This window comes from Edaphobacter bradus (genome assembly GCF_025685645.1).
GTDB lineage: Bacteria > Acidobacteriota > Terriglobia > Terriglobales > Acidobacteriaceae > Edaphobacter > Edaphobacter bradus.
This window is the reverse complement of sequence record NZ_JAGSYF010000001.1, coordinates 1,264,728-1,288,555: the sequence shown is the minus strand read 5'-3', so window position 1 is coordinate 1,288,555 and position 23,828 is coordinate 1,264,728. Positions and strand designations below refer to the sequence as shown.

Below are 23,828 nucleotides of genomic sequence, written 5' to 3'. Positions count from 1 at the left end.
CGACCTCAGCCGCACGGAGAAAGAAATGATCGGCATAACTACGCTTCAGTTTTCGCTACGATTGTTCCTCGCGATCGGTATGGGTGCATTGGTCGGTTTGGAACGCCAGTGGCGGCAACGCATGGCCGGCACTCGCACCAACGCTCTCGTCTCTGCCGGAGCGGCGGCCTTTGTGATGTGCGGCCTGCTCCTCGAGAATGATCCCTCGGCCCGAGGCCGAATCGTCTCCTATGTCGTCTCAGGAGTTGGTTTCCTCGGTGCGGGTGTCATCTTCAAGGACGGTGCTAATGTGTGTGGCCTCAACACCGCTGCGACGATCTGGTGTTCTGCTGCAATCGGAGCGTTGTCTGGGCTCGGGTCATTGAATCTCGCGCTCGTACTGACGGTTGGTGTGCTGATGACCAATGTGGTGCTACGCCCACTCGCCTATCGTCTTCACCCGGTCCTTCCAGAAGTCACTCCGGTGGAAACACTCTATGAGGTTCGGCTGACCTGCAAAGAGAGAGCTGCAAATCATATCCGGGCGTTGTTGCTTTCGACGATCAGCCGCCTGCCCGTGACGCTGCAGTCTATCCACGGCGATCAGGACGAGGTAAACGATCAAACGCATATCCGCGCCGAGATGACGACCGCAGGTCGGAACAACGAAGCGCTTGAACAAGTAGTGATGCGCCTGTCAATTGAAGACGACGTCTCAAACCTGAGTTGGGCCATCGTTCAATCCGCTATGGAGTAAATACATGAATGGAACGTCTTCAATGATTGAGCGCCGCAATCAACGCATCACTGCGCGGTTACGCCGTATCCAGGGGCAAATCGTCTCGCTTGAGCGCTCTCTTGCCACAGAGCGCGATATTTCAGTGCTTCTTCAGAGAGCGGTGGCAGCGCGTGGCGCGATGAGTGGACTTGTGGCCGATCTGATGGAAGAGCGACTAAGGAGCCTTCAAGCCTCAGCTGCCAGCGACGAGGCACGCGCCGAAGTTGCTGAGATGATCGACATTGTTCACGGCTATCTCAACTAGTCTAATTTGGTGGCCTACTCTTTAGCCAGGATTCGGCGCCATTCGGCGGCTTTGTCAGGCTTGTTCCACGCGGCGTAAAAGTTGATGACGAGTTCACCGACCTTTTTTATTTTCTGCCGACTAAAGTCGGAGACGGCCGCAGCATTCTGCTTCATGCCCTCGTATCCACCGACCAGGAGCGGTTCGGCTTCGACGTATTTGTCGTCCCCGGCAAGGCTGGCGCCCAGCAGGGCTTCGGTCAAGTAGCGGCGGTAGTCGGATGGCATCGTTTGCTTCTGGATGTCGAGACAGCCGCGCAGCATGGCTTCGGCTTCCGCGTATCGGGCCTGGTCGATGCGCAATTCGCCGAGGTGCGCGATGGCGTCGAGCGTGTCAGGATTCCTGGGGCCGAGCACGCGCTGACGCACCTCGATGACTCGGGTGAAGAGCGGGTCGGCCTCGGCGTACTTTCCTTCTTCCTCGAAGATTGACGCAAGGTTATTCTGCGATTGGAGCGTGTCACTGTGTTCTGCGCCGAGAACGCGCGTGCGAATTTCTAGGACGAGGTGGCCGAGCGTTTCGGCTCCCGCGAAGTCGCGCTGGCCCTGCTTCAAAGCCGCGAGGTTCGACATGACGGCCAGCGTCCGCGGATGCTCCGGCCCCAACTGCTTGCGCCACTGCTCGAGCACCGTTTCGTAAATCGGAGCGGCCTCGGAGTACTTGCCCTCGACGGAATAAAGGACGCCGAGATTGTTAAGTGCATTCAGGGTCTCGGGATGGGTGGGCCCATTGACGCGGCGCTGGATATCGATGACGGTGGCATAGAGTTTCTCTGCATCCTGATTGCGGTGTTCGCGCTGGTAGAGCACCGCCAGGTTGTTCATTGTGCGGACGGTGAAGGGATGCTCGGGACCGAACGCGCGCCTCTGGATGGTGATCATGTCCTGCAAGAGGCGTTCTGCCTCGGGGAACTTGCTGCGCATGAAGTAAACACGGGCGAGCACGTCGGTGGCGTCGAGCGTGTTTTCGCTATCCGCGCCGAGAACGCGGCGGGAGCGCTCGAGCAGGTCGGAGAGCATGGGCTCGGCTTCCGCGTACTTGGATTCGATCACGTAAACGCCGGCCAGCGCACGCGCCGCTTTCAGGGTTTGCGGATCGTCGGCGCCGCGAGAACGGAGCGAGGTCTCATAGGTGTCGCGCAGGAGCGCCTCTGCCTGGGCATAATTTCCGGCGCTGCGATAGGTTTCGCCCAAGGTCGTGCCGACCGTCAGTGTTACGGGATTGTCGTGACCGAGCGCGACGCGATCCAGGTCCAGCGCACGCGCCAGGTGCTGCTTGGCTTCCGGATAAATGCCGAGATGCCAGTAGGTCGTCCCAATCGTCGATTCAATGGAGCCTTCGACCTGCGGCTTTCCATTGAACCTGCCGGCAATGCGGCCGGCGGCGCGATCGAGCACGGTGCGCACCTTGATGTCGGGATCGGCCTTTGCGTTGGAGCCCTGACCTACGGCGCTCGCTTGCGCCAAAAGGTCGGTAGTGAGGAAATCGTTGATGACCTTGGCGGTGGCGGCTTCAGTATCGGCGCGACGTTTTTCGACGACGGCTGTGTCGCGTTCCCGCTTTGCCTGCGCCTCGGCCTTTACCGCGCGATCGAGCGCCTCGGTGGCAGCGTGTTCGGCGGTGACGGCGCGATCGCGTTCCTGGGTCGCATTGTTCTCGGCCGTAACAGCGTGATCACGCTCGGTGCGTTCCTGGACCTCGGCCCGGCGGGCAATCACTTCGGCGCGCTTGGCTCGCACCGATTCCATCGAACTGGCGACGATTCCGGCTATCAGCACCACGAATACTGCGGCAATTCCGATCACCAGCACGCGATTGCGCCGCGCGAATTTCTGAAGTTGATAAGCAGACGATGGCGGGTGCGCCGTGATGGGCTCGTCGTTGAGGAAGCGCCGGATATCGGCGGCAAGATTGGCGGCCGAATCGTAGCGGCGGGTCTTGTCCTTCTCGAGCGCCTTGGCGACGATGGTTTCGACGTCGCCGCGATAGGCGCGGTTGACGGAGCTGAGACGTGCGGGTTCTTCTTCGCGGATGGCACGGACCGCCTCGTGAATCTGGCGGCCGATCGCATATGGCGCTTTGGCGGTGAGGACTTCGTAGAGGATGACGCCGAGCGCGTAGACGTCGCTGCGGGTGTCGATTTCCTCAGGGTCGCCGGAGACCTGCTCGGGACTCATGTAAGCGAGGGTGCCGATGAGCTGGCCTACGTCGGTCTGGCGCGTGGCCTGGGCGTCGGAGTCGGTGAGGCGGGCGACGCCGAAGTCGAGAATGCGAGGCTGGCCGGAGTCGTCGACGAGAATGTTGGCCGGCTTGAGGTCGCGATGGATGAGGCCGCGCTGATGCGCGTGCTGCACGGCATCGCAGATTCTGGCGACGAGCTCAAGGCGCTGGCCGGCGTTGAGCTTGTGCTGGTCGTAGTAGGCGAGGAGATTCTGGCCGCGGACCAGTTCCATGGCGAAGTATGGCTGCCAGCCAAAAGGGGTCTCAGCAGTGCCCGCTTCGTAGATCTGGGCGATGCCGGGATGTTGCAGTCTTCCCAGCGCCTGCGCCTCGTTCTCGAAGCGGTGCAGCATTTCACCCGTGGCGTAACCGGCGCGGATGACTTTGAGAGCGACAATGCGATGCGGGTTCTCCTGCTCCGCCTCGTAGACGACGCCCATGCCGCCTTCGCCGAGCAGGCTCAGGATGCGGTAATGGCCAATGGATTCCGGAACACCCGGAGCCATCGCGCGCGCCGGGGCCGTTGCGTGCGGAGATGTGCTCGTCTCGCCCGAAGCATCTTCAGGAAGAGGAGCCGCGGTGGTACCCAGGGTCTCTTCGCTCATGACCTAAGAAAACATGCCGAACGACCAAACCGGCCTGGTTAAGTGGTCTGGGTGGCGGTCCAGCCGTCTTCGCCGGCACCGGGCCCTTTCTGGTGGCAGTTACCCGAATATTGCGCCTTATCACCGGGCTGGTAGGCAAAGCTGGATCCATTGAACTGCACAGTCTCGGTGCCGTCGGTAAGGTCGAAGACAATGGCATTTCCGTTGGATGTATTGCTGGTGTTGTATGTCCCGGAAGGATTGGTGCGCGTGTAATCGATCGCTCCGTCGGTGTAGGTGAAACTTCCATCCCATGAGCTGAAATCAGCTCCGCAAGTGGAGGTGTAGGTGCCGTTAGGAGGATTGGACGGATCGGTCGCAGAATTATTCGGCATGGTCGCTCACTTTCTGGTGCAAAGGTTTGATATACACAGTGCGGCGCTGCGTCAAAAAAAATTGATTAGTACTGGGGAGAGCCGCTATTTTATGCCCACTGGCGTATCCTGTCAAGCGCAATCTTGCAAGCACGCTGGGGTCGAGTACCGTCCCAGGTGGACGGCAGGCAGGATGCGCAAAACGCCGCGCCTGTGGGGTGCCACACGGTAACACCTCGCGTGGACGTGGCCAACTTGTGGGGTTCACTAATCAGAGCCACTTCACGAAGAAATTCAAACGTATTCTCTTTGTCACGCCTGGCCAGTGGCTCCGAGTTCGAAAGCTTCCTCGAGGGAGAACCATTCTAAGAAGCCATTGAAGGAGCGCACCTGGATCCCGAACCTCTGATCTGCACGGCCTGATGGATGGCCTTGCGGTTCAAGTCGAAGGGCAGCTCGCGGCTAGCAGTGGTTAGCGATTCTTCGGGCGAGACGAGCACCTCTCTGCACGCAACGGCCTGGGCACACGCGATGGCTCCGGGCGTTCCGGAATGCATCGGCCATTCCGCATCTTGCGACTCATCGCGCAGGGTGGCATGGGCGCAGTCTACGAAGCCGAACAGGAAAAACCGCATCGCATCGTCGCGCTCAAGGTCATCAAGCCGGGACATGCCAATGCGGAAATTACTCGGGGAGTCGAGCACTGAGGAACCACGCCGCGTGGGCGTACTTCTCAAGGTAGGAGGAGTTGCAGTGGCACACAGGTTCTCTTCGCTCATGACTCAAGAACCATGCCGAACCTCGCGCAAACCTGCCTGGCTAAGAGTCCTGTGTGGCGGTCCAGCCGTCTAGGTCGAATGCCACCACCAGTGTCATAATGAAATTAATCATTATTTCTCCTTTCTATCCCGCTACATCAATAGGTGAATCGTGACGTAGTGGGATGTCGTCATGAGCGAAGAGAACCTGTGTGCCACTGCAACTCCTCTTACCGAAGCAACGGTGTGGGTTAACCGTCGAGGGTGTAAACGGTTCCGTCCGTGTAGGTGAAACTTCCGTCTCAGGAACTGAAATCAACTCCGCAAGTAGAGGTGTAGGTGCCGCTAGAAGGATTGGACGGATCGGGCGGAGGATTATTCGGCATAGTCGCTCACTTCCTGGTGCAAAGGTTTGATATACACAGCGCGGTGCTGCGTCAAAAAAATTGATTAGTACTGGGGAGAGCAGCGATCTTATGCCCACTGGCGTATCCTGTCAAGCGCAATCTTGCAAGCACGCTGGGGTCGAGTACCGTCCCAGGTGGGCGGCAGGCAGGATGCGCAAAACGCCGCGCCTGTGGGTGCCCATGTTGACGATCGAGCAACGCAACATCGCCCCGGATGTAACCGTCCTTCAACTGTCATACCTGCACGAACTGTCGATGGATGGAAGCGAACATGTTCTCCAGACCGGAGATCAGCCGGGAGTTGAAGCGGTATATTTGCGTGCGGCTCTATACCGACGGTGATGGTGAAGTTTTCAACCGTCAACAGAACCTCCAGCAGGAGAAGTTCGGTACAGTAGCGCTGCCTCTCTATGTAATTTTGAGCGCGGAAGGATCCGTGTCCGACACCTTTCCAGGACTCACAAAAAGCGAATCTGAGTTCCTTACCTTCCTTACGAAGAGGGGTCAACCAAACTCAATGAGTGCTAAGGCCTGCTATCAATAGTTGGGTGGCAATTCGGAAGTTAGCGCTCATTCTCAGTTGTTGCCAAATCGCGAACTCACTCATCGAGAAATCGATTAGTACCGATATGTCGGCTTGTGTCTACTGATTTTCTGTTTGCCGATAGGACTCCCTATGAGTTGACACTGCGAATGGAACGAGGATACGACGCACCTGTACGGCCGACCAGGCGCCTCCACGAGATGCTGTGATGCCTCTCGCATTGAGGCCATCAGCTGCCGTGTTGTGAGACCCGCGGCGCGAATGTCCTCGATGACAGGGTAGAGATCATCGTTACGCTTGGCGACGGCTGCACGCCGGACGGACGCGCTGGCGGCAGATCCCTTCTTTGCCATGCTTCCCATTCGGTCTGGGCTTCCACGCTGACTGCCCAATTCCACCCCTCGGGACTTGACGGAGGCCAAGGCGGCTTTGGTACGAGCCGAGATCATAGAAGCCTCGTGCTCGGCGACTGCGGCGAGGATATGGACCGTGAGACGGTTGGCCTGGGGAAAGTCAACGGCGATGATGGACACATACGGCAACGCGCAGATGACCTCTAAACGTGTTGCAAACACTAAGGTTGTACAGATGGTCTTGCCCGCCAAGGAGGGGCTATCCATAGCCGTTTAGTGACCCAAAGCCAAAAACCCCACGATAACGTGGGTTTCTGTGGGGTGAGATCTTGTATTGGTTGCGGGGGCAGGATTTGAACCTGCGACCTTTGGGTTATGAGCCCAACGAGCTACCGGGCTGCTCCACCCCGCAATATCAATATATCGTTACTGGGAGCTAATGGTCAACCAGAGGAACTCGATTGGGTCGGCGTAACTTTTTCAGAAGAATTACGTTTAAACGGCATGGATGCTGTGTGGCAATGCAGGCAGGGAACCTCATGGCAGAGCACAAGTTGGGCGATTGGAAGTGGGAGGAAGTTATGAGGTCTGATGGTGGTTTGTTTCGGAGCTCGCGGGCGGTAGTGGTGGCTGCTGCGCTGCTGGCCACTTCCAGGGCTGGGGTTGCGCAGGACAAGGTTCCGACGGTTCCCGATGCCCAGGTTGAGGCCAATGTTCTGAAGGCTTTGGCAGGGGCTCCCGAGCTTGCAGACCAGGCGATCAGCACGACGACCGTATATGGCACGGTGACGCTGAGCGGAACGGTGCGGGACGAGGCTTCGCGGGTGAAGGCCGAGCAGTTAGTGGCTCATACGGCAGGAGTGAAGAAGGTTGTTGATGAGCTGGTGATCGGGACAGTTCCTCCCATTGCGGTTCCGAACCCGCAGCCGACGGAGAATGCTGACGGCCAGGAGCAGGGAACGAACCCGAACCTGCAGTCGGATGGGACTATGGCTCCTCCAAACGCTGGCCAGGATAATGGTATGCAGCAGGCTCCCGCGCAGAACCAGCCTTACGGTCAGCCACAGGGACAGGCCTGGCCTCAGGATCAGGGACAGCCACGGTACGCAGGGCAGCCCCCCTATCCACCTCCTCCGTACAGGCGGTCTTATCCCTATGGAGCACCTCCGCAGTACGCACAGCAGCCGCAGCGGGCCACGATCGTGCAGCAGCCGGGGCAGACTGTGGTTGTTCCGAGCGGGACAGTGTTGCGCGTGCGAATCAATCAGGCTCTCGACAGCCAGAAGACGCAGCCGGGAACCGCGTTTGATGGGGTTGTGCTGACAGATGTCATCGCAGGAAATCAGATTGCGATTCCACGTGGAGCGAGCGTGCAGGGGGTGGTCGCCGATGCGCAGCCTGGGACACCGCTTCGGGGCCGCGGAGGAATCGCGCTGCAGCTTACGCAGGTGTCGCTGGAGGGCAAGACCTATCCGCTGACGACCGGCGAGTGGACGCAGGCCGGTGCGGATAAGACCGGCCAGACGGTTGGGAACACCGTGGGGCTTGGCGCTTTGGGCGCGATCATTGGTGGAGCGGCTGGCGGCGGCGCTGGTGCTCTCGCCGGTGCAGGTATTGGCGGCGTTGCCGGGCTGGGAGTTTCATCTGTGACGGGGCGCGGAGATGCGGTGATTCCGGCCGAGGCGATCCTGAACTTCAAGCTGACCCAGCAGGCGGCGCTGACGACGGTCTCACAGGCGGAGTTGGACAGGCTCGGGGCCGGGTTTCCGCAGCAGACTCAGCAGCAGCTTCGGAGACGGTATCCGTACGCGCCACCACCGCCTCCTCCTCCGGGCTACTACTACGGCCCGGGATATTACCCGTATTATCCGTATCCTTACTACCGGTATTACCGGTGAGGTTGTTACGGATGTTTTGAGCACAAGAAAGACCTCAGGAAAGAGAATGGTCTCAATCGGTTGCGCATGAGGTTCGCTTTCGGGGAGGGCGAGATGGATTTGCCCCCGCGCTGATTTATACTTATGACTTGTGCTCTGCAAACGGTGAGGGGTCGTTTGTCCTCCCTCCGGCCGCGCAAAACTCCCGGGCACGCGTTGGCCAAGCCCACGTGAAGGTCTTAATTCAAGCATGATTCGCATTCTGCAGCAGGACACTCGCGCCGTTAAGATTCTGTTTGCCGTCATCATCGGCCTCGCCGCAGTCACCATGGTGATCACGCTCGTTCCCGGCGTCTTTGACAACCCAGACACCAATAACGCGGCTGTGTACGCGACGGTTCGCGCACCAGGGCTGCTGGGCCGGTTCGGGATGGACACCTCCAAGGTGACCACGGTTGAGGTCAACCAGCTTGCGGCACGTCAGCTGCAGCAGCAGCACCTCCCTGAGGCTTTGATGCCATACCTTGTTCCGCGTGCGGGGCAGATGCTGGTGCAGAGGACGATTCTGAAGCAGGAGGCTGACCGGCTGAACCTGCAGGTGAGTGACGAAGACCTGCGGCGCGAGCTTGAGACGGGAGTGTTTGCGCAGTATCTGTTCCCGAACGGCAAGTACATCGGCGACGACGCTTACATGAACTTCGTGCAGAACTTCTTTCAGACCAGCCGTGCCGACTTCGAGTCGCAGGTGAAGAGCGATATGGAGCTCAACCGGCTGCAGGCGCTGATTACCGGCGGCATCAATGTCTCGGACAACGCCGTGCGCGAGGCCTACAAGGTTCAGGGCACGAAGGTGAAATTCGATTACGCTGTGATCTCGGCTGAAGACCTGGGCAAGACGGTCAACCCGACCGACGCGCAGCTTCAGGATTTCTACAAGCAGAACGCGGCACGCTATGCGACGGCGGTGCCGGAGACGCGGAAGATTCAGTATGTTGCCTTCGACGCGTCGAACCTGCCGGGCGGCAAGCCGCAGGTCAGCGACGCCGACGTTCAGGCTTACTACAACCAGCACAAGGACCAGTTCCAGGTGAAGGACCAGGTGAAGGTGCGCCACATCCTGATCGCGGTTCCGGCAGGAGCCGATGCAAAGACGGATGCCGCTGCAAAGGGCAAGGCAGAAGACCTTCTGAAGCAGATCAAGGGCGGAGCGAACTTCGCAGAACTGGCCCAGAAGAACTCGGACGACCCAGGCAGCAAGCCGCAGGGTGGCGAACTCGGATGGCTCGACCGCGGCAAGACGGTTCCGGAGTTCGACAAGGCGGCGTTCTCGCTGCCCGTGGGACAGACCTCAGACCTGATCAAGACGCAGTTCGGCTATCACATCCTGCAGGTGGAGGATAAGAAGACGGCGCACATGCGTCCTCTGGACGAGGTGAAGGGCGAGATCGTGCCGGTGCTGGAACAGCAGCGGATCGGCGCGGCAGAGCAGACGTTTGCCTCGCAGCTCGCCTCCGATGCGAAGAAGAATGGGATGGACAAGGCTGCGGCGGCCCGCGGGCTGAAGCTGGTGACGACGGACTACGTCGGTAAGGATGGCGTTATCGCTGGTCTGGCGGACGGCTCGTCGCTGCTGACCCAGGCCTTCACTGTCGTGAAGGGAGCCGATCCGGCTCCGGTTTCGACGGGCGATGGGTTTGCGGTGTTCCAGGTCGCAGACGTCAAGCCGGCACATGCTCCAGAGTTCGCCGACTATAAGCAGCACCTCCTCGACGACTACCGTGCGCAGCAGGTTCCGCAGCTTTTGAACGCGCAGCTCAACAAGCTGGACGACCGTGCAAAGGTGCTAAACGACCTCAAGAAGGCGGCTGCGGAGATGAATATCCCTGTGAAGTCGAGCGAACTTGTGGGACGGGACGGCCAGGTCCCGGATCTCGGTGCAATGAGCGGGCAGGGAGCCGCGGCCTTCACGATGAACAAGGGCGGAATCTCCGGGCCGATCAACGAAGGTCGCATTGGAGTGGTGTTGTCGGTGACGGACAAACAGGAGCCGACGGCCGAGGATATCGCCAAGAACTTCGACCAGACGCGTGAGTCCCTGCTGAACGATCAGCGCGAGGAGATCTTCCGCGTGTATGTCGGGAGCCTCACGGAGAAGTACCAGAAGAGCGGTGCGGTCCGGTACTCGAAGAAGTCGCAGGAGAGCTTGCCAGTTGGGAATTAGTGGTTAGCAAATCGGTGAGTGGTGAAAGGCCCCAGGATCTTCCTGGGGCTTTTCTTGTGGGATCCGCCTTTGATTTGTTTTGTGGTTGCTCACGTATGATTTTGGCATTGTGCAGGAGCTTGGTCTGGAGGGGTGGCGGATGAGTGGGGAAGCGGCGAAACAGGAGCGGATGTCGGGGATTCTGCTGCATGTGACTTCGTTACCGTCATATGGCGGCGTAGGGGACTTTGGCCCGGCGGCGTATGCGTTCGCAGACTTTCTCGCGAGCGCAAAGCAGAGGCTGTGGCAGGTGTTGCCCCTGAGCCCGACAGGCTACGGAGACTCGCCTTATTCCGCGCTGTCGGCGTTTGCGGGGAACCCGCTGCTAATCAGCGTGGAGCGGCTGGTCGACGATGGGTGGCTGCGGCATAAGCAGATTGCAGGGCTGGCAGGGCATGAGGGGCCGGCAAACTTTGAAGCAGCGACTCGGCTTAAGCTGCCGCTCATCGAGAAGGCTGCAGCGAATTTTCTGGACCACGCGAGCAGCGAGGCGAGGTCCCGGTTTCAAAAGTTCTGCCATGACAATATCTCCTGGCTGCCGGACTATGCCGCGTTCAGCGTGCTGCGACGGATGCACAATTACGTAAGCTGGAACGAGTGGCCGGCAGGCTACGCGCTGCGCAAGGATGGTGAGATGGCGGCGCTGCTGAACTCGCATGGGCGGGAGCTGGCCATTGAAGAGGTCATCCAGTTCTTCTTTAGCGAACAGTGGTCCGCTCTTCGGACTTACTGCGCGAAACGGGGCATTCGCATCCTGGGCGATGTAGCGATCTTTGTGAGCTACGACAGCGCCGACGTGTGGACGCATCCGGAGATGTTCGAGCTGAACGAGGAACGAAAGCCGACTCGTGTTTCGGGCGTGCCGCCGGATTATTTTTCGGATACCGGGCAACGATGGGGGAATCCGCTGTACAAGTGGGGGCTACTGCGGGAGCACGGGTTTGACTGGTGGGTGGCGCGAATTCGCCGGGCTCTGGCGCTCTATGACATGATTCGCCTCGACCACTTCCGCGGGTTTGAGGCGTACTGGTCGATCCCGGCCGAAGAAGAAACGGCGGTCAACGGACAGTGGGTGAAGGCTCCGGGGCATGAGCTGTTTCACCGGCTGAAGGATGTCTTCGGCCCTTTGCCGTTTGTGGCTGAGGACCTCGGATTGATTACGCCGGAGGTCGAAGAGCTGCGGGAGCACTTCGGGATGCCGGGGATGAGGATTCTGCAGTTCGGTTTCTTCGACCGGGGGAGCCATCTCTATCTTCCGCACCAGTTCCTGCCGAACACGGTCGTCTACACGGGGACGCACGATAACAACACGACACTGGGATGGTGGCGCGACGATGCAAGCGCGGCGGAACGACTGCATTTGCAGATATATCTCCAGAGGATCAAGCACGGCGACGATGTGGTGTGGACGATGATTCGGGCGGCGGCACGGTCGGTAGCGAACCTGTGCATCTTTCCACTGCAGGATGTCTTGCACCTGGGCAGCGAGGCGAGGATGAACACGCCAGCGGCGGGAACGGGGAACTGGACGTGGCGATATGGGCTCAACTCACTGCATCCGGACTTTGCCACGCAGATGGCGGCGTTGATGGAGATGACGGACCGCGATGGCTATAAGCCTCCTAAGGAAGGGGCGGACGCGGGCAGGGACGTGGCCAAGGCGGCGAAAGATGCAGCCAAGGGGCAGAGCAGGACATAAGCATTTAGACTAGAGAAGTATTTTCAAAAACTCAGGAGTATCCATGCCTCTTTCCGGTGAAGCGATTCGGACGATGAACTACGTTGACGACATCTCGGTGACGCTGCGGCGCATTCTCGCAGTGCTGCCGTCGTTGACCGAGGAGGAGCGCAAGCGCGTCTTCGAGCACATCAAGCATGCCGAGCCGAGCTACGATTCGGTAGTCGCAGCGGTCTCCGGGAAGCAGTGAGCCCGGAGAGCAGCGCTCCGGCGATCAGAACGGTAGCGGTAATAGGTGCTGGTACGGCAGGGCGCAGTTTTGCCATCGCATGCGCGGCGGCGGGGTACACCGTCGTTCTCGAAGACGTGATGCCGGCCAACCTGCGACATGCTGAGGCAGAGTACGCCGATGCCAGTCTGCGCGGGAGGTCCGGCTCGCTGGAGTTGGCCTCGACCGTGGAAGACGCCGTGCGCGAAGCCGACCTTGCGGTGGATTTCGTGCCGGATGAGCTGGAGTCGAAGCTGGAGATCTTCAGCATGATCGACCGGATGGCTCCGCCGAAGACGATTCTGTGCACTCCGAGCGAGGCGTTGAGCATTACCGACCTGGCGTCGTGCGTGTATCGCCCGGAGCGCTCGGTGGCCGTGCGGGGTGGACTGGCGGCTGGCAGCACGGTGCGGGTGCTGTATCCGGCGCAGGCTGAGGCGGGTGTGGTGCAGGCGGTGGAGGATTTTCTGCGAAGGCTGGGGTTTGAGGTGCGGGCGGAGGTCGACCCGGACGAGCCTGCTCTGATGAAGAACCAGGTCCGTGGCCCAATCTGACTGGGACGGTTGCCGCTGCTGGTCACTGTAGGGAACTGTTTTCACTGACTTTGCGTAACTGTTGCTGGAAATCGTAGTCCAATAGACTCATGCGCGCGCTGCTCGACATCCTCGCTCAGGTGTTCCGGTCGATCGGGGCCAACAAACTCCGCTCATTCCTGACTATGTTCGGCATCGCGTGGGGAGTGGCCTCGCTGCTGCTGCTGGTCGGGCTGGGTGAGGGGTTCCGGTCGGGACAGAGGCGGGGTCTGGCGCAGCTGGGGACCGACGTGATCATGATCTGGGGCGGCACGATTCCTGCGATGCCGAACCAGCATACGGGGATGCGGCCGTACAAGCTGACCCTGGACGATGCGGATGCAATCCGGACGCAGGCTCCGCACGTACGCAATGCGACGGCGTTCATCAATCGCGGCGACCTGAAGGAGGTCAGCGAGTTCTCGAGTTCGGGCGGCTCGGTGATGGGCGTCGAGGTGAACTATCCGGAGGTCCGGCACCTGCCGATCGCTCAGGGACGCTTTCTCAATGCGGACGATCTGGCACAGCGCAGGATGGTGGTTGTGCTGGGGCAGAAGAACAACAAACTGCTGTTTCCCGGACGGCCTTCGCTAGGAGCGTTCATCACCATCAACGGGTACAGGTTTCAGGTGATCGGCGTAGCCGAGAAGATTGGCCGAGGGAACAACGACGGCGACAACCAGAGGATTTACCTTCCGCTGTCGACGATGGTCGAGCTGTTTCCGATGACGGGGGACAACATTCCGGAGGACTCGATCTCCTCGATCCAGTATCAGCCCCTGACGCCTGATATGAATGAGACGGCCAAGGCGGAGGTGCATCGCATCGTCGGGCAGCGGCATGGGTTCGATCCCAACACGAAGGACGCCTTCGACGAGTGGGACACGATCAAGTCAGAGCGGACGGTGGGGCTGATCTTTACAGCAATGGATGTATTTCTCGGTGGTGTGGGGATTGTTACGCTGGCGCTGGGAGCAGTGGGAATCATCAACATCATGCTGGTGACGGTGACGGAACGGACGAAGGAGATCGGTCTTAGGAAGGCATTGGGTGCGACGAGCCGTAGCATCCTGACGCAGTTCTTTCTGGAGGGGCTGCTGCTCACGGGGATGAGCGGGATAATCGGGATTCTGGGGGCTGCGGGTCTGATGGTTGTACTGCGCGCAGGGATGGGAAATAACCAGATGGGTTTCGATCCGCCGCGGCTGGTTCCGTGGTCTGCAGCCATGGCGCTCGGGACGCTGACCCTTTGCGGGATTGTCGCGGGACTGTATCCGGCGATTCAGGCGGCGAATATGGAGCCCGTCGAAGCGCTGCGCAAGGAGTAAAGGCGATGTTCAAAGACATCTTCGGCCAGGCAATGGAGGCTATGCGGCACAACGGCCGCAGGACGGCGGTCACGATTGTCGGGATGGCGTGGGGGATTGCGACGGTGGTGCTGCTGCTGGCCTATGGAGCCGGGTTTGGCCGCGCCTTCGAGACGATCTTCGCGCAGTTTGGCACGAACATGATCGGCGTCTTCCCAGGAACGACCAGCGAGCAGGCGGGAGGCACGAAGGCTGGGGTGAAGGTGCGCTTCCAGATGGATGACGTCGAGCGAATCGCGGAGACGGTGCCGGGCGTGATCCACGTCGCGCCGGTGCTCTGGAAGACGGTTCCGGTGCAGAATGACCTCCACTCCTATTCGTGGGAGACGGACGGCATTACTCCTGAGCTGCAGGACGTCATGAAGATGGAGGTGGCGGAGGGGCGCTTCATCACAGCGGATGATATGCAGCAACGGAACCATGTGGCGGTGATCGGGTCGGAGGCGAAGACGAAACTGTTCTCCGGAATGTACCCGCTGGGGCAGAAGATTCGTGTGAACGGCGTGAGCTTTGAAGTGGTCGGGGTGCTGAAACCGAAGATGCAGGAGGGGGATGACAACCTGAATCGCATCATCAACATCCCGTTCCCGACGATGGGGGACATCAAGGACACAAAGTATGTGGACGGCATCTGGATGAGCTATCACGGCGACCACATGGCCGTGGAGCGTGCGCTGCGGAATGCGATGGGCACGGCCCACGGCTTCCGTCCCACAGACAAGAATGCGGTCTTCGTCGCGAACATCATGTCGCAGCTGGCGCAGTTCCGCATTATCTCTCTGGCGCTTCAAGTGCTGCTGCTGTTTATCGGAGTGCTGACGCTGGGGATTGCGGGCATCGGGCTGATGAACATCATGCTGGTGAGCGTGCAGCAGAGGACAAGGGAGATCGGCGTGGAGAAGGCGCTGGGAGCGCGGAAGCGGCATATTCTGATGCAGTTTCTGGCCGAGGCCCTGGTGATCACGGGCGTCGGCGGGCTGGCCGGAATTGTGCTTGCCTATGCGGTGAGTAAATCAGTGGGAGGGATTACGTTCTACAGCGCGATCGCCTCCAACGCGGAGGCGGCTGACATCTACCTGCTGATATCCCCGCACATTGTTGTGATCGCCACGGTGGTACTCGTGGTTGTGGGGCTGGTGAGCGGGATGATTCCCGCAATTCAGGCGTCGAATCTCGATCCGATCGAGGCCCTGCGCTACGAGTAACTCATACTCGCCTTATCGGTCCAGGATACTGTGCGGATGGGTACTGTCGAGGTGAATGGTTAGTTATCGCTGCTCTCGCGCTTGTAGGGCTTCTGCATCAGGGCCCTTGCTTCGTTGACGGCTCCCTGCGTGTTGTCGTTGGTCTGGACGGCGAGCCGATACTCGTTGACGGCACGGTCGCGCTGGCCAGTGAGGTCGAAGATGCGGCCGAGTTCGATGTGGCTCCAAACCTCGACCCATCGGGGGTCGCCGTCGCCGCGCAGGGCGTCGCGGAAGGAGTTGGCGGCGGACTGGTAGTTGCGCTGCATGAAGAACACCTCGCCGATCCGGTAGGCAGCCAGCGAACTGCTTTTGTTAGCGTCGAGGGCCTTCTGATATTCGATGAGGCCGGCGGTGAGATCACCTTGGGCGACCTGCTGCTGGCCGCGCAGGACGGCTACACGGACGGCGAGGTCGGGTGTGCTTTTGAGGACCCAGTTCTGTGGATCAATGCTGATACGGCGCGGACGGCCGAAGGTCTCGACGGAGAACTGGCTCTCGGCGCCGGAGACGTCGACACGGCGGGTCTCGGTCTTGCCGTCTGTCTCGATGCGCAACTCGATCGGCATTCGGAAGAGGTCGAGGTCCTGGGCGATGGAGCCTACGGTGCGGAAGCCCTTGTTGTTGCCGAGGCGGAAAACGGTGTACTTGTTGGTAAAGGTGGGGGCCCCGGTGCCGTCGCACCACTGGGCGAAGAACGGCGTGAGCTGGAGGTTGGACTGCGCCTCGGCGACCGTCTGAACATTGGAGGTTCGGATGGGCTTGTCCGTGTACTGAGAGAGCATGCCGCGCAGGAACTTGATGAAGGCGTCATTGCCCATCTCCCAGCGCAGCATGTGGAAGACCATGGCGCCCTTTTCGAGGGTCATGGACTGGAACTGCGGCGAGAAGGGATCGAGCCGGCCGACGGTGGTGAGTGGCTCGGTGTCGTAGGCGAGGGCTCCAGCAGAGATGTCAGTAACGGCGGATTCAAAGGCGGTCTTGCCAGCGGAATCCTCGAGGTACATCAGCTCGGCGTAGCGGGACATCCCGTTCGTGATCCAGGCGTCGTTCAGAGTAGCTGGCGAGATCTCGCTGCCCCACCACTGGTGGGCCAGGGTGTTGGAGAGCAGGCGCTGGAAGTTCTTGGCAGCCAGCCGTCCTCCGGCGATGGCGGCGATCTCAGGCGCCCAGGTGGCGGAGACGGCATCGTCCGGCAGTTCGACCAGGTCGATGCGGCCGGACTCGGGCTGGCCGAACGTGTTCGTCATGAATTCGAATTGGCGTTCGGCGGTATGGGCAAAGTCCGCGGCATCGGCCTTGTGCTTCTCCGTGACGAAGACGCGCATGTTGCTGACACCCGCCGTGACGGGGTCGAGAAACTTGCCGGCGATGATGGTTCCCGGGAAGCCCGGTTTGGCCCACTTGAAGGTGAACTCGGTGCGATTGCCGGGGACGCTCTTCTGTGCGGCCACGCCGGAGCCTGAGCCGACGACGCGCTCATCCCCGGGGACGCGGATGTGCATCTCTGCCGTGAAACGGTCGGTGTAGAGGCCGACCATGGGGAACCAGCGCCCCGGGTAGAGCAGGATGCTGATGGGGTCGTCGACCGAGGCGAGCTTGATGCCTTCGACGGGGCTGGTGTCGGCGCCGTGGAGCGTGCCGGAGTACACAAAGGTGTACGTGGTTGAGGTGCCTTTGAGGATGGGACTGGCGAGGGTGAAGCGGACGGTGGAGTTGTTGGTGAGCCGTTCGACCTCGAGTGGGGTCTTCCTGGCGTCGGTCACCTTGGTGATCTGCAGGCCGTTGTTCAGTTCGAAGACGGGTGAGGTAAGGTCTTCAAGGGCGGTGAAGGTGACTTGCGCGGTGGCCGACAGCCGGTGGACGGCCGGGTCAAGGTCGGCGTCGATGATGTAGCCGGTTACCTGGAGCTGCGGCTTGACGGGCGCGGCCCAGGCAGCGATGTCGAGGATAGAAATGGAGATAATGGCTGCAATCGACGTGCGAAGAAGATGAAGAGAAGAGCGCATGCGAGCGAAGTTCCTCAGTAGCCTATGGTACTGCCGTCGTCCTATTAGACGCTCGGAAGTTTGTTTCGGCCAACGTCTTGCAAGCGCGAAGATAACAGCGCCAGGACAGCGTCGGCGACCTGGGCGATGGAGCCGCATCGTACTGGCGAGAGGAGGTTTCGGCGGACCTCTTCGAGGTCATCGATCATCTGAGCGCGCTCGGGGGTGTCTTCGATGAGTTGGCGCAGCGACTGGGCGACGTTGGCGGCGGTGAACTGCTGCTGGATGAACTCGGGGACGATGCGGCGGCCGGCGATGAGGTTGACCATGCCGATGGGCAGGTTGCCGTACGCGTCAGTCTGGACAGAGATCTCAGCGGGGTAGCGAATGAGGCGTTTGGCGGCGGCAAAGGTAGCGGGCGAGACCCGGTAGACAACGAGGAAGGGGTTGCCGATGACAGCGGCCTGCACAGTGGCAGTTCCGCTGGCAACGACCGAGGCGCGGGCGTGATAAAGGGCATCGCGGGAGTCGCCTACAAAATGCAGGTTCGTAAGCAGAGGAGAGGAATGGCTGTCCTGAGGCGCGGTCCATGGCAGCGTCTGCTGGCTGACCCAGTAGGGGGCGAGCGTGGAGGCGACGGGCAGAAGGAACTCGCAGCCTCCGCTCGGACTGATCTGCGCCGCGGCATCGAGCATGGCGGGAAGGTTGGCGCGCAGCTCCTTGTGACGGCTTCCGGGCAACAGCGCTACCCAGGGGCGGGCGGGGTCGAGGCCGTGTTTGGCGGCGTAGTCCTCGCGTGAGATATCCGGTAGGGGAAGTTCGGCTAGCGGGTGGCCGACGAAGGTCGCGTCGACGCCGCGGGCGCGGTAGAACGGCTCCTCAAAGGGAAAGATGACCATCATGCGGTCGACGCGCTCTTGCACCCAGCGCAGGCGGCGGCGCTTCCACGCCCAGAGCTGCGGGCTGACGAAGTAGACGACGGGGATGTCGAGCTTCTTTAACTCTCGTGCGAGCCGGAGGTTGACGTCGGGAAAGTCGATGAGGACAGCTGCGTCGGGACGGCGCTTCTGGATGGAGGCGACGAGACTGCGGTAAGCCCCGTAGACGCGAGGCATGTGACGGATGACCTCTGTGATTCCCATGTGGGCGACCTCTTCGGCGCGGACGATGCGTTGCTGGCCGGCGTCCGCCATCTCACGGCCTCCCAGACCGAAGAAGCTGGCGCCGGGAAGTGAGGAGCGGAGCGCGGCGATGATCTGTGCGCCGTAGTGGTCGCCGCTCGCCTCCCCGGCGGAGAGAAAGATGCTCGAGTTGGATGGTGTAGTGATGGTTCAAGTGTAATGGTTCGGAGGGCAGCCGACTGTCGTGTGATCGGCCCGGAGCAAGGTAAGATACCTGCGATGGCGAAGACGGCTGACCGGGGAGTAAAGAAGAGCTTTCGCGCAGCGCTGGAGCCTTTGGGCGATGGCCTGGGATGGGTCATCGCGCGCGTGCCCTTTGATATCGAAAAGGCCTGGAAGAAGATGGTACGGCTGCGAGTGAAAGTGGAAGCAGGCGGCGAGGTCTTTCGTACATCGCTATTTTCATTTTCCGATGCCGGGCGGGGCGGCCACTTCATTCTCGTAAACAAGAAGATGCAGAAGGCCGCGGGCGTGCGCGTGGGCGGAATGATCGACCTGGTGGTTGAGCCCGATTTGGAACAGCGCGAGGCGAGCATTCCTGAGGAACTTGGGCGGCTGTTGAAGAGCGAGAAAGCCCTGGCGAAGTGGTACGCGAATCTCAGCGAGGCGATGCGGCGCGAGATCGGCAAGTGGATCGACGGGGTGAAGGGAACGGAGGCTCGACAGCGGCGGGCGGAGCAGATGGCCGAGCGATTGATGCTGGCCATGGAGGGGGAGAAGGTTCTGCCTCCCGTGATCGAGGTCGCGTTCCGTAGGAACCCGGCAGCGGCTGCGGGGTGGCAGAAGATGACGGCGGCGCAGCGGCGCGGGAATCTGCTGGCCGTGTTCTATTACCAGAGCCCGGAGGCGCGGGAGAAGCGGGTGGCGAAGGTCGTTGAGGACTGCCTCAGGATCGCGCGCGGCTAGTCGGCGCTGAGTGGCTGGAGCGGCGCGCCGGTGTCGGTTCCTGAGCCGAGCTCCTGGTCCTTGTACTGGAGCTGATAGAGCTTCCAGTACAGGCCGCGCTGCGCGAGGAGTTGCTGGTGTGTTCCGCGCTCACGGAGTTGCCCTTTATGCATCACGAGGATGGTGTCAGCTCGCTGGATCGTGGAGAGACGATGCGCAATGAGGATCGACGTGCGGCCGGCGATCATGCGCGAGAGTGCGAGTCGGACACGGAGTTCGGTGTCGGTGTCGACCGAGCTGGTGGCCTCGTCGAGGATGAGGATACGCGGTGCATGAGCCAGCGCGCGAGCAAAGCTGATGAGCTGCTTCTGGCCGGTGGAGAGCGTCGCGCCGCGCTCGCGGACCGGCTCATTGAACTTCAGCGGGAGCGTGCGGATGAAGTCGCCGACGTTGACCTCGTCAGCGGCGCGCTGAAGCTGTTCATCCGTAATCCACGAGGACCCGAGGCGGATGTTGTCGGCAACCGTTCCGGTGAATAGGAACGGGTCTTGCAGCACGACACCGAAGCGGCGGCGCAGGGCGTTCAGATCCTGCTGGCGGACGTCGACGCCATCGACGAGGATGCTCCCGCGCTGAATGTCGTAGAAGCGCATCATCAGGCTGGTGATGGTGGTCTTTCCGGCGCCGGTGTGGCCGACGATGGCGGCAGTCTCGTCGGGCTCGATGGCAAAGCTGACGCCGCGCAGTATCCACTCGATGTCGGCGAAGCTGTTCATATCCTCATCGCTGGCCGTTGCGAGGCGTGCGAGTTGAGCTTCGTCGAGCCGCTGGTAGGTAAACCAGACGTTGCGGAATTCGACGCGACCGGAGTTGTCGCCTGCGGTGGTATGCGCGGGCGAAATGATCTCAGGCTGTGTATCCAGCAGCTTGAAGACGCGCTCGGCGGCGGCCATGGCGGCTTGGAGGATGTTGTACTTGTCGCTGAGGTCTTGGATAGGCCGGAAGAACCTCTGCGCGTACTGCATGAAGGCAATGAGAATGCCGAGCGTGACGGTCCCTTTCAGGACGCTCGCCCCGCCTCGCCAGATGACGAGTGCGATGGCCGTCGAGCTGAGGAACTCGACGATAGGATAGTAGAGCGCATAGGCGAAGATGGCGTCACTCCACGCCTTCTTGTTCTGCGCGTTCACCTCGGAGAAGTCCTGGAACGCGCGCCGCTCACGGTTGAAGAGCTGCACAACGCTCATGCCGGAGACGTACTCCTGCGTGAAGGAGTTGATGCGTGCTGTAGCGGAGCGCTGGCGGCGGTAGCTGTCGCGCACATGCCGGCGGAAGATTCGCGTGACGTAGAGAATTGCCGGTATGACCGAGATCGCGAGCAACGCCAGCGGCCAGCTCATGCGCAGCATGATGAGGACGATGAATGCGAGGACGAAGACATCCTCGAAGATAGCCAGAACGCCCGACGTGAACATCTCGTTGAGCGCATCGACGTCGGAGGTGACGCGCGTGACGAGTCGGCCAACGGGATTGTGGTCGAAGAATGCCGGGTGCATCTGCTGCAGGTGGCGGAAGATCTGGCTGCGCAGATCGAACATGATCTTCTGGCCCGTCCACTGCATCAGGTAGGTCTGCACAAACTCAAGACCATACGTCACAAGAAGCGCGCCGAGATAGATGCCGGCGAGCTGGGTGATGCCGTTTAGGGGAGTACGGCTGAGATGCCGCGCCAGCCATGAGAGCTTCTCCGGAGGAGCGCCGGTCATGTAGGTGTCGACGGCCACCTTGACGAGGTACGGCCCGGAGACGTCCGTAGCCGCCTTGAGCAGAATGGCGAGTGTAGAAAGGCCTGTCTGCAGCGTGTAAGGCCGCAGATAGGTAAGCAGACGGCGCATGAGGCGGCCGTCGTAGGCCTTGCCCATGACCTCATCGTCCTGCGGCGGTTTCTTCGCGGGTTCCTTCCGCGGTTTCCTGGCTTTGTCCGAGTCGGCCATCTCTCACCATTCTAGATGTTCGGCGTCGAGAGGTGGATTCTGCGATCTGCTAGCAAATCATGGAACTTTTGTGGGATCAGTGCCCGGCCTTGACGGTCGCTGCTCCCTGAATGGCGCCCTGGCCGGAGCTCTGAGCGAAGACGACGACGCGCAGGTTGGCGGCTGGAGCGTCCGCTGGAGCGCTGAGGGTAAACTTCACGGGACCGGAACTGAGGTCCTGAACCTTCCCGATGCGCTGCATCGAACGGACGATGCCGACGTGTTCGAGGTGACGTCCGCCGTTCTCGCCGCCGCCGACGTTCGTTGACGCTGCGGACTGGACGATGGCGGCGTAGAGGTCGCCTTTAGGGAGCGAACCCGAAGAGGCAGTCGAGACCGAGCTGCTGATGTTCCTCCCTTCGATGATCGGATTAGCTAGAGTCAGCGTGATCTTGGGCGTCTGTGCGGCCTGCGAAATCGCGTAGAGGGCCTTCCGGCCATCGCTGCCGACGAACTGCGCCGAGCCGTCGACGACCATCTGAGGAGTATAGGGCTCCTCGAATCTGAGACGGGGCAGGTAGTTGTTCTGGCGTTCAGTGAACTGGGAGGAAGAGAAGCGGTCACGCCAGCCGCCCTGATCCCAATAATCTACGTGCTCTTCCAAGACGATGATGTCGGCCGTGTTCACAGGCTGTTCGCGGTCGAGGCGACCCAGCAGAGCGTCTGCGGGTGGGCAGCTTGAGCAGCCCTCAGAGGTGAAGAGCTCGACCACCACCGGAACGCGTGTTGAAGACGCTGCCTGAGCGGATGCAGTAGGAAGAAGCGCCGACAGGGCAAGAAGTAGAATGGAAGCAAGGTGATGTTGAGTCGAGGACATGGTGCGTCTACCCCTTCGCCTCATTAGACGTGACCAGCGGAGCTGCGGTCACAAGAAACATGGCCCCCCGTGAAACAATAGAGCTGTGGCCATTCTTTTCGCGATGAACAACCCCTTAGGTGTCTATATCTCTGTACCGTTCTGCAGGGCGAAATGCACTTTCTGCAACTTCGCCTCGGGGGCGTTTGCTGCTGAACGGCTGCAGGGTTATGTCGATCGCCTTGAGGCCGAGGTTTGTGGAACGCGAGCGGCCACCGCGAGGCTGGGGGCAGAACTGGTTCGCCCTGTCGATACGATTTACTTTGGCGGTGGGACGCCGAGCCTGCTGTCCGCAAGCCAGGTTGGACAGATATTTCGAGCATTGCGTGACGAGTTCGAGGTTGCTCCGGATGCCGAGATCACGCTTGAGTGCGCCCCCGGGCAGCTTGCCGGTGAGACGCTCGAGGAGCTGCAGCGGCAGGGGATGAACCGTGCCAGCCTTGGCGTGCAATCGTTTGTGGACAAGGAGACGGCGTCGGTCGGGCGACTGCATACGCAGGAGATCTGCAAGGCCGAATTCGCTCGGCTGCGGGCTGCGGGAGTGAACGAGATCAACATCGATCTGATCGCCGGGCTGCCCCATCAGACGGAGGAGAGTTGGCGTTACTCTGTCGAACAGGTGATCGCCAGCGGCGCTCCCCACGTGAGCGTCTACATGCTGGAGGTCGATGAGGACTCGCGCCTGGGCAGGGAAATGTTGGTTCATGGCGGCAGGTACCATGCTTCCGATGTCCCGGATGAGGACGCCGTCGCGACATGGTACGAGATGGCGTGCGAGCGGCTTGATGCTGCAAGCGTGCGGCAGTATGAGATATCGAACTTCGCGTACGAGGGGTACCAGTCGCGGCACAACCTGAAGTACTGGAAGCGCCAGCCCTACATCGGCTTCGGACTTGACGCGCACTCGATGCTGCCGGCTGCCGCTGGCGCGGTGCGATTTGCAAACACGGACGATCTAGATTCGTATTTAGGCGAAGCCAGAGGCCCGCTTGAGTTGCTGCCGCGAAATCAGGCGCACAGGCCGGAGGCCGAGTATCTCGGAAGGGAAGAGGCGTTCGAGGAGTCGCTCTTCCTTGGGCTGCGGCTTACGGAGGGAGTCCGGCTCGACATGCTGCGCGAGGAATTTGGCGACGCGATCCTTACGGCCGTGATGCCCGCAGCGTTTGAGGCGCGTGACGCTGGACTGCTTGCAATCGAGCGGGACTGCATGCGCCTGACGGCTCGCGGAAGAATGGCCTCGAACGAGGTCTTCAGCCGGCTGCTGATTCCTGCCGCGGCGTAAACCCGCGTAAACCTTAGAGATTCAGAAGGAGAGTTG

The 23,828-nt window shown here is 60.8% G+C and carries 18 protein-coding genes and 1 tRNA gene; 12 read left to right on the top strand and 7 right to left on the bottom strand.

What is annotated here, in order from left to right; genetic code table 11:
• The first annotated feature begins 25 nt into the window (after positions 1-25).
• Both OHL16_RS05450 and OHL16_RS05445 read left to right on the top strand, forming a co-directional pair.
• The gene (locus OHL16_RS05450) at positions 26-736 is read left to right on the top strand and encodes an MgtC/SapB family protein (protein WP_263366048.1); all 711 of its coding nucleotides are present in this window, start codon (positions 26-28) and stop codon (positions 734-736) included.
• 22 nt (positions 737-758) lie between these two features.
• Positions 759-1,022 carry a metal-sensing transcriptional repressor gene (locus OHL16_RS05445; protein WP_263366047.1) on the top strand — a complete coding sequence of 88 codons (264 nt, stop codon included), beginning with the start codon at positions 759-761 and terminating at the stop codon, positions 1,020-1,022.
• A gap of 14 nt (positions 1,023-1,036) precedes the next feature.
• Here OHL16_RS05445 and OHL16_RS05440 read toward each other — a convergent pair whose 3' ends face one another.
• Both OHL16_RS05440 and OHL16_RS05435 read right to left on the bottom strand, forming a co-directional pair.
• A complete protein-coding gene (locus OHL16_RS05440; RefSeq protein WP_263366046.1) occupies positions 1,037-3,886 on the bottom strand; it encodes a serine/threonine-protein kinase in 2,850 nt (949 codons plus the stop codon).
• A gap of 38 nt (positions 3,887-3,924) precedes the next feature.
• Positions 3,925-4,260: a hypothetical protein gene (locus OHL16_RS05435; protein WP_263366045.1), complete on the bottom strand. Its 336-nt coding sequence runs from the start codon at positions 4,258-4,260 to the stop codon at positions 3,925-3,927.
• Between the two features lie 530 nt (positions 4,261-4,790).
• Between OHL16_RS05435 and OHL16_RS05430 the strand changes: the two genes are divergently transcribed.
• On the top strand, positions 4,791-4,946 hold the full coding sequence (locus OHL16_RS05430) for a hypothetical protein (protein WP_263366044.1): 156 nt from the start codon (positions 4,791-4,793) through the stop codon (positions 4,944-4,946).
• Positions 4,947-6,636: 1,690 nt separating this feature from the next.
• Here OHL16_RS05430 and OHL16_RS05425 read toward each other — a convergent pair.
• Positions 6,637-6,713: transfer RNA gene (locus OHL16_RS05425), tRNA-Met, on the bottom strand.
• A gap of 169 nt (positions 6,714-6,882) precedes the next feature.
• On the opposite strand from OHL16_RS05425, the gene OHL16_RS05420 reads away from it, so the two are divergent.
• The 7 genes from OHL16_RS05420 (at position 6,883) to OHL16_RS05390 (ending at position 15,528) form a co-directional block, all read left to right on the top strand.
• On the top strand, positions 6,883-8,199 hold the full coding sequence (locus OHL16_RS05420) for a BON domain-containing protein (RefSeq protein ID WP_263366043.1): 1,317 nt from the start codon (positions 6,883-6,885) through the stop codon (positions 8,197-8,199).
• Between the two features lie 229 nt (positions 8,200-8,428).
• Entirely contained in the window at positions 8,429-10,399 is a 1,971-nt protein-coding gene (locus OHL16_RS05415) for a peptidylprolyl isomerase (RefSeq protein WP_263366042.1), read from the top strand.
• A 139-nt stretch (positions 10,400-10,538) separates the two neighbouring features.
• Entirely contained in the window at positions 10,539-12,137 is a 1,599-nt protein-coding gene (malQ, locus tag OHL16_RS05410) for a 4-alpha-glucanotransferase (protein WP_263366041.1), read from the top strand.
• Between the two features lie 43 nt (positions 12,138-12,180).
• The gene (locus OHL16_RS05405; protein WP_263366039.1) at positions 12,181-12,366 is read left to right on the top strand and encodes a hypothetical protein; all 186 of its coding nucleotides are present in this window, start codon (positions 12,181-12,183) and stop codon (positions 12,364-12,366) included.
• A complete protein-coding gene (locus OHL16_RS05400) occupies positions 12,363-12,938 on the top strand; it encodes a 3-hydroxyacyl-CoA dehydrogenase NAD-binding domain-containing protein (RefSeq protein WP_263366038.1) in 576 nt (191 codons plus the stop codon). Before OHL16_RS05405 ends, OHL16_RS05400 begins: the two co-directional genes overlap by 4 nt.
• 89 nt (positions 12,939-13,027) lie before the next feature.
• On the top strand, positions 13,028-14,284 hold the full coding sequence (locus tag OHL16_RS05395) for an ABC transporter permease (RefSeq protein WP_263366037.1): 1,257 nt from the start codon (positions 13,028-13,030) through the stop codon (positions 14,282-14,284).
• A gap of 5 nt (positions 14,285-14,289) precedes the next feature.
• Positions 14,290-15,528 (top strand): ABC transporter permease, encoded by a 1,239-nt coding sequence (locus tag OHL16_RS05390; RefSeq protein ID WP_263366036.1) that lies wholly within the window; start codon positions 14,290-14,292, stop codon positions 15,526-15,528.
• A gap of 59 nt (positions 15,529-15,587) precedes the next feature.
• Here the strand turns inward: OHL16_RS05390 and OHL16_RS05385 are convergent, their stop codons facing one another.
• Positions 15,588-17,576, bottom strand: a complete 1,989-nt coding sequence (locus OHL16_RS05385; RefSeq protein ID WP_263366034.1) for a M1 family aminopeptidase — start codon at positions 17,574-17,576, stop codon at positions 15,588-15,590.
• Between the two features lie 44 nt (positions 17,577-17,620).
• Positions 17,621-18,859, bottom strand: coding sequence for a lipid-A-disaccharide synthase (lpxB, locus tag OHL16_RS05380; RefSeq protein ID WP_263366239.1), 1,239 nt, complete (start codon positions 18,857-18,859; stop codon positions 17,621-17,623).
• Between the two features lie 96 nt (positions 18,860-18,955).
• Between lpxB and OHL16_RS05375 the strand changes: the two genes are divergently transcribed.
• Positions 18,956-19,642: a YdeI/OmpD-associated family protein gene (locus OHL16_RS05375; RefSeq protein WP_263366032.1), complete on the top strand. Its 687-nt coding sequence runs from the start codon at positions 18,956-18,958 to the stop codon at positions 19,640-19,642.
• Here the strand turns inward: OHL16_RS05375 and OHL16_RS05370 are convergent.
• Together OHL16_RS05370 and OHL16_RS05365 are read right to left on the bottom strand one after the other, a co-directional pair.
• On the bottom strand, positions 19,639-21,615 hold the full coding sequence (locus OHL16_RS05370) for an ABC transporter ATP-binding protein (protein ID WP_263366031.1): 1,977 nt from the start codon (positions 21,613-21,615) through the stop codon (positions 19,639-19,641). The two genes, OHL16_RS05375 and OHL16_RS05370, sit on opposite strands and share 4 nt — an antisense overlap.
• Positions 21,616-21,691: 76 nt before the next feature.
• A complete protein-coding gene (locus OHL16_RS05365; protein WP_263366030.1) occupies positions 21,692-22,471 on the bottom strand; it encodes a DUF1223 domain-containing protein in 780 nt (259 codons plus the stop codon).
• An 85-nt stretch (positions 22,472-22,556) separates the two neighbouring features.
• Between OHL16_RS05365 and hemW the strand changes: the two genes are divergently transcribed.
• Positions 22,557-23,792 (top strand): radical SAM family heme chaperone HemW, encoded by a 1,236-nt coding sequence (hemW, locus tag OHL16_RS05360; protein WP_317891031.1) that lies wholly within the window; start codon positions 22,557-22,559, stop codon positions 23,790-23,792.
• Positions 23,793-23,828: the final 36 nt, after the last annotated feature.